Origin of the sequence: Spirosoma utsteinense, from assembly GCF_014282275.1 — a bacterium.
Classification (GTDB): domain Bacteria; phylum Bacteroidota; class Bacteroidia; order Cytophagales; family Spirosomataceae; genus Spirosoma; species Spirosoma utsteinense.
In genome coordinates, this window is the sequence record NZ_VFIA01000052.1 from 18,541 (window position 1) to 28,892 (window position 10,352).

The following is a 10,352-nucleotide window of genomic DNA, read 5'->3' on the forward strand; positions in this document are numbered from 1 at the left end:
GGGTACGTTCCATTGACGAATAACGAAAATCAGATTGACTTTTTGCGCAACTTATTGACAATGTAATGTCTCTGAACATATTATAAACCATCTGCTACGCAATCAGGTAGGCTGAGATTGAACAAAAAGGAAATGATCTCGGTTAATAAAGTAGTCACGACTACTAAATTCACAATCACTAAACAGATCCCGTATGTCAGCTCCCACTCAACTCGGATTCGTCTCGCTCCAGGTCAGCGACCTGGACGTCTCCCGCCAATTCTATACCGACGTTCTGGACTTTCAACCTGCCGACCAGTCGCCCCCCGATGCCTGCGTCTTTGCTACCCAGGACGGGGCCATCTTCACCATTCGCAAACCTTTAGTTGACCTCAACGCGACGTCTCATCTGGGTTGGGGTGTGAGCCTTTGGTTTGCCATCACTGATCTGAATACCTTTCTCCAGCGCGTCGAGGGGAAAGCAACGCTGGTGCGGGGCGTCCAGCCATCCCCCTTTGGTAATACGGCCATCATTGCTGATCCTGACGGATACTGGCTAACCTTACAAGAAACCAAAGCCGCATGAGCCAGAACCGATATTGGGTTGTGGTCGCCAGCCGCGATCACGCCCTGCACGGCGTGGCGCAGGGTATCGTGCAGGCCAATCACGGTAAACCCGGCCCCCTCCGCCGGATGCAGCCCGGCGACGGAGTGATTATCTACGCCCCTAAGCTGATGTTTGGCCAGACCGAACCCTATCAGCGGTTCGTTGCCCTCGGTGAGGTAGCCAACGGGTCGGTGTTTCAGGCTGACGTCAGCCCCGATTTTCAGCCCTTCCGACGCCAGGCAAACTACCAGTCCGTCACCGAAACGCCGATTCAGCCCTTGCTGGAGCAGCTTACGTTTATCCGCAATAAGGCACGTTGGGGGTATAGCTTTCGATTCGGCTGCTTTGAGATACCAGCCGCTGACTTTGCCCTGATTCAATCCGCTATGACTAACGGCGCACCAAAAGATGAAACCTGATTAAGTCAACCCCGTATGACTAACTCGCCCATTTTTGCCTACGCGGAACCCGAGGAAAACAACGGCTACCTGCTTTGGCAGGTGAGTATGCGCTGGCAGTTGCTGATGAATCAGCGATTGCGGGACGTGGGCATCACCCTGACTCAATTCTCGCTGCTGGCCGGTCTGTACTGGCTCGACCGGCGGGGGGAAGTGGTCACCCAGCAACGCCTGGCCGACTACGCCAATACGGACAAAATGATGACCTCCAAAGTGGTGCAGACGCTGGAAGGGAAGGGGTTGTTATCGCGAATGGACAATCCGGAAGATGGCCGGGCGAAGCAACTGCGGCTGACACCGGCGGGCGAAACGGTACTGGGTCAGGCGAATACGTTGGTTGAGCAGGTCGACGCGGCCGTTTTCCAGGCCATTCAATCGGAAGCCAACGTCTTCAACCGCCTGATGCAGCAGTTAATGGCCAATATGCCCAAATGAAGTCGCTTTTGTGACCGCGTCTAATTTACCCCGGTTGCGGCTCTAATAATGATTGCCGGACCGGCTGAAGCACACCTGCCCCCGGGCTGACTCGCGCAGAAAACGCCGGGGACTCAGGCCCAGAAAATGCTGAAAATCCTTGATGAGGTGGCTCTGGTCGTGATACCCAAATTGATCCACGTAGGTCATCCAGTTTACGGGGTCGCCGGGCGACTGGCACAGCTGCCGCAGCAGTTTTTTGAACCGCAGGAACCGGGCCAGTTCCTTAGCCGAGTATCCCAGGTGCGCCCGAAAACGAAGCTGGATGCTGCGGGTGCTTACGCCCTGGTTTTCGGCCAGCACTTTGATTGGATCCCTTGCCGATTCAGCGAAGTAAGGAATACTTTCGAGCAGTGCATGGGTGGCCTCACCAATCGGGGCGGTGTTCAAAAGGATATAGTCGCTGATAAACGCCAGCCGATCTGCCGACGATAAGGAGACAATCTGCTCCCGTACGCTCTGAAATGCTTCACGAAGCCCTTCACTGGCCGCGTCGTCATTCGCGGCTGGATGGTCGGCCAGGAATTGCGTTTGCAGGCGGTGAAAACCGTCGAGGGTGAAGTTAACAACGATCAAATCAGCCCCGGGTGGCAGCTCGTAGTGCAGCATATGCTGCAACGGACCCAGTATGCCTACTAACTCAATAACGGACGGTTCCTGCCCATTACTTAGGGGAATGGGCGGACCAAAATTGACCACCAGCAGCCGCTCGTAGGTGGGCAGCAGCTTTTGCGGCACAGCCCGCGCATCCAACGGGTTTTGCACGCAGTAAAAATGACTGAATATCGTATCCAGCCGCGCATCGGCGGGTACCACCTGACTACGTATTGAAGAAGCCATGTTCGTTTTCTTACAAGTTTATATAAGCTACCCGCCGGACCTTTGCCAGACAAACAAAGCACAAACAACAGATGGACACCCAAACAGATGCTAAAGCTACCAATTTATCGCCCGCTGAGCAGGCCTCTCTACTCATTACGGGGGCTACCGGAACCATTGGTACGGAACTCGTGAACCTATTATCCCGGCAGGGCGTCGTCTTCCGCGCGATGGTGCGGTCTGCCCAGGATGCCGAAACCCTGAGCGCCCGGCCCGGTGTCGACGCCATCATTGGCGACTTCGATGATCCGGCCAGTCTGGAACGCGCCCTGAGCGGTGTAAAGCGGGCTTTTTTGCTAACGCCTTCTTCCGAGCGGGCCGAAGCGCAACAACTGGCGTTTGTAGACGCTGCCCGGCGGGCCGGGGTGCAGCATATGGTCAAACTATCCCAGCTGGCGGCTGATGCCGATTCCCCCGTACGATTTCTGCGCTACCATGCCGTTGTGGAGCAGGCCATTCGCGATTCAGGCATGGCGTACACGTTTCTGCGCCCCAATCTGTTTATGCAGGGGCTGCTCAGCTTCCGACAGACCATTGCGGAGCAAGGCAAACTCTTTGCCCCCATCGGCGACACGCCCATCAGTCTGATTGACATTCGTGACATTGCCGGGGTAGCCGCTACGGCAATGACCGGGCCGGGCCACGCGGGCAAAATCTACACGCTGACCGGGCCGGAAGCCTTGACCCACGCGCAACTGGCGGCTCAGCTGAGCACCAGCCTGGGCCATTCGGTTACCTTTGTGGATATTCCACCGGCCGTGCTGCGGGATGAGTTGACGAAAGCCGGTTTCCCGGACTGGCAGGCCGATGGGCTGGTGGAGGACTACGCCCACTATAAGCGGGGCGAAGCATCATTCGTGACCCAGACGGTGCAGGAGGTCACGGGTCAGCCATCCCGACACGTTGCTGATTTTGCCCAGGATTACCGGGCTGCGTTTTCTTAAAAACCGGGATCGAGCTACCGCCTGCCCGGCGGTTTGCTCTGATCTCTGTTGTGTAACTGGCGATACCCCATACGCTATTGCCGGATAACCGTTGATTTGTATTAGGCGGTTGACCTAAAGTATTCTATCGGAAACGGGCTGGTTAGACTCCTTTCGCTGCTTTCTGTGGGATTACCCGTTAAACAGTCTACTCAACTGGCTTCGTCTGGAAAACGGGAGTACCTTTGAGTCGGACAAGTTATGATTCCATGAACGCTACTTCGCTCGAAGACCTCTGCCATAGCTTATCGACCGGCTCGGCCACCGCGCTGCGTGCCTTGTTGCCCAGCGAAATCCGGGCCGAAGTAGGGCATTTCAACGTGTTTGAGCTGGATGATGTTGCGCCGACTGCCCGCTCCGCACCCGCCGCTTCGTTTCCCTGCCGGACCTATTACAAAATCAGTTTGCTGACCGGAAATAGTCGTGCCGAGTACCCCGATGAGGCTGTTGACATAAGCCGGCCCACGCTGCTGTTTTCTACGCCTAAAACACCGTCTTTCTGGTTGCCGCAGGGACCGCAAACCGCCCGATTCTGCGTCTTTACGGCCGAGTTTCTGCAACCCACCCGAAGCGGGGTCATGCTGGACGAACTGCCCATTTTTAAATCGGAGGGGTACCCGGTATTCGCGCTTTCGGACAAGGTACACACGCGCGTTCAGACTATTTTCGACCAAATGAAAGCCGAAATTGCTTCGGATTACGCCTACAAATACGATTTGTTACGCACCTACGCACTGGAGTTGATTCATCTGGGACAGAAACTACAGGTGGCCAAGACCCCACACCCTTCCCCCGGCGCGTCGGCCCGGCTAACCGCGCTGTTCGTTGAGTTGCTGGAACGGCAGTTTCCCCTCAAAACCCCGCACCAGCACCTGCGCCTGCGGAGTGCTAAAGAGTATGCCGACCAACTGTCGGTCCATGTCAACTACCTCAACAAAGTAGTCAAGGAAACCACCGGCCTGACCACTACCGAACTTATTGCCGGTCGCATCGTGCAGGAAGCCAAAGCACTGTTGACGCAAACCGACTGGACCATCGCCGAACTGTCCGACAGTCTCGGTTTTGCCGACGTAGCCCACTTCGCCAAGTTCTTCAAACGTGAAACCGCCTTCGCGCCGGGTGCTTTCCGGTCGCAGTCACATAGTTTGAATTATACATAAACTGGATTGGTCCGGATAAACACCCGGCCTGTCATCTGGCGGACCTTTGTGCTGAAGACAACACACAAAAGTACAAGCCAATGACAACTCCTAAAATTGCGTTAGTGACCGGTGGAAGCCGGGGTTTGGGCAAAAATATGGCCCTGAATTTAGCTCAGGAAGGCATCGACGTCCTGCTGACCTATCGCAGCAACGAGACCGAAGCCCGGGCAACGGTGCAGGAAATCGAACGTATAGGCCGGAAAGCCGCAGCCCTCCGGTTAGACACCGCCCATACCACCGGATTCGACACTTTTTTTGAGCAGGTAACCCACACCCTGCAAGTGGCATTTGGCACCGGCCGCTTCGATTTCCTCATCAACAACGCGGGTACGGGGGTTAACGCCCTGATTGCCGATACGACCGAAGAACAGTTCGATCAGATGGTGAACGTTCACCTCAAAGGGGTCTACTTTCTGACCCAGAAGGCCCTGCCCCTGCTGAATGACGGCGGACGGATCATAAACATATCGAGCGGGCTGACCCGCTATTCATTCGCGGGCCAGTCGGCGTACGCCAGCATGAAAAGCGCGGTGGAGACATTCACCCGCTATCTGGCGCTCGAAGTTGGTGCCAGGGGCATCGCGGCTAACGTAGTAGCTCCTGGTGGTGTCGTGACGGACTTCGACGGCGGGGTTATGCGCGATCCAAACGTACAGGCCTACGCCATCGGCGCGACGGCATTGGGCCGGGTTGGCCAGCCGGAGGACATTGGGGGTGTCGTGGCGTTCCTGTGCAGCGAAAAAGCCAACTGGATCAACGGGCAGCGCATTGAGGTAACGGGGGGCATGAATCTATGAGATTGGCTGACGTCTGCTCCCACCACCCCTCTTTAGGCAATAACACCCAGCCACGCTGGCGTTTATCGAGCGTCGATACGGGCGTGACTATGGTAATAGAGCAAGTAAGTAAGGCTACAGTGTAAATTTTGGAATTTTATGGAACACGGGGTGTTTCGGTTTAGTGTGCCTATAAACCTGCAATGACATCCGTTACCGAGCTTTTTGAGCAGCCCCCCTTAATCACTAGCGAAGCCTTAGCCTGGCGGGGTGTCCGGGTGGAGCAGTACCGACTGGACGCCGTAGAAATACCAGCTCATTACCATGCGCATCACCTGCTGATTGTTTATGAGGTGCCAACCCACATGATCGTGCGGCATCCGCGGGGGTCGCAGGTGCAGGAACGGGCATTTCGCACGGGTGATTTGGGGTTATATCCCGGCGGTGAGTACAACGCGGTAACCTGCAATGCGCCTTGTGATAATATCTATCTGACGGTAGACGACCAACACCTGAAACAGCTATCGCAGCAGTCGCGGGACCTGACAAAGTTCACCCTGCGCGACCGGTTCCACTTCAACGACCCCCTACTGCTGCAACTGGGGCGGCAGCTGATAGCTGCCGTGGGTAGCCAACACGCGCTGGGGCTGCTCTACGTCGAATCGCTGACGAACGCGCTGTGCCACCAGCTAATCGAACACCATGCCACCTGCGAGCACCGCGTCACCAACGGGCGGACGCTGCCAGCAACCGTACTAGCTCGCATCGACGCGTATCTGGAAGCTCACGCCGAACGGCCCGTCACCCTGGAAACACTGGCGGGTTTAGCTAACCTGAGCGTGTTTCACTTCTCGCATCTGTTCAAACAGGCAACCGGCGTACCGCCCTATCGGTACGTTTTAAACTGGAAAATCTGCCGTGCCCGGCGGTTGCTCAGGGCAGGCCATACGTCGGTGGCCGACATCAGCGACGCGCTGGGCTTTGCCTCGCCCGCTAACTTTTCGGTTGCGTTTAAGCGAATCGTGGGTTGTAGTCCGCTTGAATTTTCACGGGGTAAGTCGGTTTAAACAGCAGGAATTCAAAAGAAAACAACAAGAAATGCGGGCTACGGGCAAGCGGGACGGGCGACCTTTGCGGACGTTAGTCTATCAGTCAAGGATTCATAGCATTGGCGCCATGGACGCGGCTATACGTACGGCCATGGACAACTACCTACTGAACCGCGCAGCCACGCCACGATCCGGGAGTTTGCTGCTGCATCACGTTGACAAATATATCCCGTTCCTAATCTAATAAACTGCTATGTCCCAGGACTCACTAAATTTTGACACCGACGTAATCATCGTCGGTGCCGGCCCGATTGGTATGACCACCGCGTGTGCTTTGCAGCACCACGGCGTCCGCTGCCGGATTTTTGAGGAGAGAAAAGAGCCCAAAGAATATTCTAGGGCTAACAACGTCTGGGCCAGAACCCAGGAACTGCTGGCCAGCATTGGCCTGCGGGACGTACTGGCAGAACAAGCCTACCAAATCGAGAAGCAGACGGTATTCCTGGACGGCCAACCCCTCGATCAGGTCAAACTGGATGAGGTGGACAGTCCTTATCCCAAAGTACTCTACAGCGGACAGGACGTCATTGAAAAGACGCTGTCGGAGCAGATTGCCCGGCGGGGGGGTAGCGTGGAACGCGACCGGAAAGTGGTTAGCATCGAGCAGGATGACGAGGGGATTTACGTCACGGTCGTGACGGCATCGGACGAGCAGGCCAACGCTAAACCCCAGCGACTGCGGTGCCGGTACGTAGTGGGTGCCGATGGGTACGAGGGTACGATCCGCAAAGCCGTTGGTCTTGATTTCGAGACGGAAAAAATTTGAACACCGGGCCAACCGGCAGGTAGATGCTAAACTGCACTGGCCACGTTCCACCGAGCCGAACCAATTGTGGTTTTTCACGTATCACAACGAATTTTCCGGCGTAATGCCCGTTTGGGGTGGTTACCACCGGCTGTTTTTTCTGGAGGACGATGACCAGATGCCCGATCGCGACCCAACGCTGGCCGAAATTCAGACCAGGGCCAGGGAGGTAACGGAGGACGATACGCTGACGCTGACCGATCCAATCTGGTTCAGCCACAGCCGGTTCCAGTACGGCGTGGCGCCCGCTTACGTTAAAGACCGGGTCTTTTTGGTGGGCGACGCCGGGCACTACACCTTACCCATTGGCGGGCAGGGTATGAACGCCGGGTTCCACGACGCCGTAGGCATTTCCTGGCGCTTGGCCATGCGTCTCAAAGGGTACGCCAGCCCGGTTGTTCTGGATAGCTACAACGGAGAACGGCACACCGAACACAAAAACCTGAACGACAAGCAGGTCAGCGGATTTAAACGATTGATGTACCGGAGCAAACTGGAGGATACCCTGCTGGATGTAGCCGGAAAGGTCATTCCCGACCTGGGTTCGCAATTATTCGGCAGTGATGACCTCCAACAGATGCTGGTCAGCTACGCCAAAAGCCCCTGAGCGACGAGCACCTGAGTCTGCGTCAACTGCTGCGTACCGACGTGCCGCAGGCGGGCAATCGGGCACCGGACGCGGAGGTGACGGACTACGAAAGCAAGCCGATCCGTTTGTTCTCGACGCTGTACAATCCTGATGGCTGGACCTGGGGCTGGAGCCTGCTGGCCTTCGATGGGCGAAAATCCGACGCGGGTGCGCAGCTTCTGTCGGCAGTGGCCGGGGTTAGTCAGTGGGCGTTCATTCGTCCCCGGCTGGAACTGGCCGCACCAATGCCATCCGACGTCGAAGCCAGTTCCGTGACCCGCCTGTTCGACCGGGATGGTCAGGCCCATGCCGCCTACGGCCTGGAGGGTATTCCGGCACTCGTCCTGGTCCGGCCCGACGGACACATCGCCTTCCACGGTCCCGCCGACCGACCTGAGCTGCTCCAAACGTATTGTAGCCATGTGTTCGTGGCCAACGATAAATCGGCGGTTGCGGTGTAGCAATTTTATCTTTCTACGACAGGGCTTTACCCGGCCAGACAACGCCTTAGCAGAGCCATCTCACGAAACCGGCTCTATTGATAGTTTAACGAACATTACGAGTATGGACTTACAATTAACGGGCAAACGCGCTTTAGTTACCGGCAGTACCAGCGGGATTGGGGAAGCCATTGCCCTGACACTGGCCGCTGAAGGGACTTCCGTCATTATTCACGGCCGCAATGAAGCCGGGGCCGAACGCGTTGCGGAGGCTATTCGCACAAATGGGGGAACGGCTACCATTGTGCTGGGCGATCTATCGGACACCGCCACAGTCGGTTCGGTCGCTGACCGTGCGATGGCCGCGTTCGGAGGAAGTATCGATATCCTGGTCAATAATGCGGGGTCGCTGGAAAGCAAGCCCTGGTTTTACTCGACGCCAGCCGACTGGGTTGACAACTACGCCCGGACCATCGGGCCGATGGTCCAGCTCATTTTAGCCTGTGTACCGGGCATGAAACAAGCCGGATGGGGGCGCGTAATTGCCATCAGCAGTGGTCTGGCCAGCAGCCCTCAAACCGTAACGGCCGCCTACGCAGCGACCAAGGCGGCTGAACTGAACCTGTCGGTATCGCTGGCCAAGGAGCTGGCCCGAACGGGGGTCACCAGCAACGCGGTTAGCCCCGGCACCATCTGGACGAGCGGACTGGAACGGGATTTCCGGGCTATTGCCCTGCAGCTTGGCTGGCCCGACGACGCATCGCAATGGCCGGCCTTGTTTGGGGCAGAGGACGGTCCCTTTGCGGTGCCATCGGGCCGCGTGGGTTGGCCGGCAGACGTAGCTGATCTGGTCACCTTTCTGGCCAGCCCACGCTCGGGATACATCAACGGGGCCAATCTCCGGGTCGATGGGGGGTACGTGCCGACCGTAAATTAACCCGTCCGCGCAAACCAGGGGTGTTTACTCTCATAAATGTATTCACGGTTGATCCGGGAAACCAGAAATTTTCTTTGCCCCATTGCAAAGAATCACGCCGGGCGACGGCCGCTAAGCGTTTTTGACCGGCCTCGTCAATCTATTTGACTCAGGCCGTGGAACGAATACAAATCACATCGTAATGATTGGCTGTTTCGGCTAATACAAAGGGCATTCCGGCTAAATTGCTACGTTGGGGGATGCCGGCCTTTGTGCTTCGAATCAACCGATACGTTTAGCCATGAAAGCAGTGCGCATTCACTAGTTTGGCGGACCACAGGCCATGAACCTCGAAGAAATTGACCGGCCTGTTCCCGCACCCGATGAGATTTTAGTAAACGTGTACGCCAGTGGCGTGAACCCGGTAGACGTAGTGGTCCGGGAAGGCAAAGATGCCACGCTGCGGTATAATCTGACCCTGCCGATGACCCTGGGCTGGGATGTGGCCGGCACGGTAGAGGAATGGGGCGAGGAGGTGACCGGATTTCAGAAAGGTGATGCCGTGTATGGGGTCCCTAATTTTCCCGGCGATGGCAGTTACGCTGAATACTGCGCGGCTAAAGCCACTCGATTTGCCCATAAACCCAGGAGCCTGAGCTTTAATGAAGCCGCAGCCGTGCCGTTGGCAGCGCTCACGGCATGGACCGCTATCTTTGAATACGGCAAGCTACAGGCGGGCCAACGCATTTTAATTCAGGGAGCATCGGGTAACGTCGGGAGTTTTGCCCTCCAGTTCGCCAAAGCAAAAGGGGCCTACGTGATCGGGGTCGATTCAGGGAACAACATGGATTACCTCAGGCAACTCGGTGCGGATGAGTTGATTGACTATACGACTGGGCAAGTTGATGAGTTGGTGCGCAATGTGGACCTCGTCCTGGAAGCTTCATCAGTTCGGGACAACAAAGAGCGGTTGAAATCAGTAAACGTCTTAGAGTATGTTTGGGACTATTATTTGGCCAGCCTATTGAGCAGGATTGAAATAAAGCCAATTCGTAGCATAGCCTCCGAACTTTCTATGGTTTTGTCTACGTCTCGG

The 10,352-nt window shown here is 56.4% G+C and carries 13 protein-coding genes; 12 read left to right on the plus strand and 1 reads right to left on the minus strand.

All coding sequences use genetic code 11. From position 1 onward, the window contains the following. Positions 1-193: 193 nt before the first annotated feature. From FH603_RS24785 to FH603_RS24795, 3 genes are read left to right on the plus strand one after another with little or no spacing between them, the layout of a single operon-like run. A complete protein-coding gene (locus tag FH603_RS24785) occupies positions 194-565 on the plus strand; it encodes a VOC family protein (protein WP_186741318.1) in 372 nt (123 codons plus the stop codon). Next, the gene (locus tag FH603_RS24790; RefSeq protein WP_186741326.1) at positions 562-1,005 is read left to right on the plus strand and encodes an EVE domain-containing protein; all 444 of its coding nucleotides are present in this window, start codon (positions 562-564) and stop codon (positions 1,003-1,005) included. Before FH603_RS24785 ends, FH603_RS24790 begins: the two co-directional genes overlap by 4 nt. Before the next feature lie 15 nt (positions 1,006-1,020). Next, positions 1,021-1,479, plus strand: coding sequence for a MarR family winged helix-turn-helix transcriptional regulator (locus FH603_RS24795; protein WP_186741328.1), 459 nt, complete (start codon positions 1,021-1,023; stop codon positions 1,477-1,479). A 42-nt stretch (positions 1,480-1,521) separates the two neighbouring features. On the opposite strand, the gene FH603_RS24800 is transcribed toward FH603_RS24795, so the two are convergent. Continuing rightward, the gene (locus tag FH603_RS24800) at positions 1,522-2,358 is read right to left on the minus strand and encodes an AraC family transcriptional regulator (protein ID WP_186741330.1); all 837 of its coding nucleotides are present in this window, start codon (positions 2,356-2,358) and stop codon (positions 1,522-1,524) included. A gap of 71 nt (positions 2,359-2,429) precedes the next feature. Between FH603_RS24800 and FH603_RS24805 the strand changes: the two genes are divergently transcribed. The 9 genes from FH603_RS24805 to FH603_RS24835 all read left to right on the plus strand — a co-directional run. Continuing rightward, on the plus strand, positions 2,430-3,341 hold the full coding sequence (locus FH603_RS24805) for an SDR family oxidoreductase (protein WP_186741332.1): 912 nt from the start codon (positions 2,430-2,432) through the stop codon (positions 3,339-3,341). Between the two features lie 248 nt (positions 3,342-3,589). Next, positions 3,590-4,540, plus strand: coding sequence for a helix-turn-helix domain-containing protein (locus FH603_RS24810; RefSeq protein ID WP_186741334.1), 951 nt, complete (start codon positions 3,590-3,592; stop codon positions 4,538-4,540). A gap of 80 nt (positions 4,541-4,620) precedes the next feature. Next, positions 4,621-5,379 carry an SDR family NAD(P)-dependent oxidoreductase gene (locus tag FH603_RS24815; protein ID WP_186741336.1) on the plus strand — a complete coding sequence of 253 codons (759 nt, stop codon included), beginning with the start codon at positions 4,621-4,623 and terminating at the stop codon, positions 5,377-5,379. Between the two features lie 182 nt (positions 5,380-5,561). After that, positions 5,562-6,425, plus strand: coding sequence for a helix-turn-helix transcriptional regulator (locus FH603_RS24820; protein WP_186741338.1), 864 nt, complete (start codon positions 5,562-5,564; stop codon positions 6,423-6,425). Positions 6,426-6,660: 235 nt separating this feature from the next. Next, on the plus strand, positions 6,661-7,233 hold the full coding sequence (locus tag FH603_RS29010) for an FAD-dependent oxidoreductase (protein ID WP_208493176.1): 573 nt from the start codon (positions 6,661-6,663) through the stop codon (positions 7,231-7,233). Continuing rightward, entirely contained in the window at positions 7,208-7,879 is a 672-nt protein-coding gene (locus tag FH603_RS29015; RefSeq protein WP_222439562.1) for an FAD-dependent monooxygenase, read from the plus strand. The genes FH603_RS29010 and FH603_RS29015 overlap by 26 nt, the downstream gene beginning before the upstream one ends. A gap of 41 nt (positions 7,880-7,920) precedes the next feature. After that, a complete protein-coding gene (locus FH603_RS28460; protein ID WP_208493174.1) occupies positions 7,921-8,361 on the plus strand; it encodes an FAD-dependent monooxygenase in 441 nt (146 codons plus the stop codon). Positions 8,362-8,464: 103 nt separating this feature from the next. After that, the gene (locus FH603_RS24830; RefSeq protein ID WP_186741340.1) at positions 8,465-9,277 is read left to right on the plus strand and encodes an SDR family NAD(P)-dependent oxidoreductase; all 813 of its coding nucleotides are present in this window, start codon (positions 8,465-8,467) and stop codon (positions 9,275-9,277) included. Positions 9,278-9,599: 322 nt separating this feature from the next. Next, positions 9,600-10,352: NADP-dependent oxidoreductase (locus tag FH603_RS24835; protein WP_186741342.1), on the plus strand; the 753-nt coding region annotated here is incomplete at its 3' end.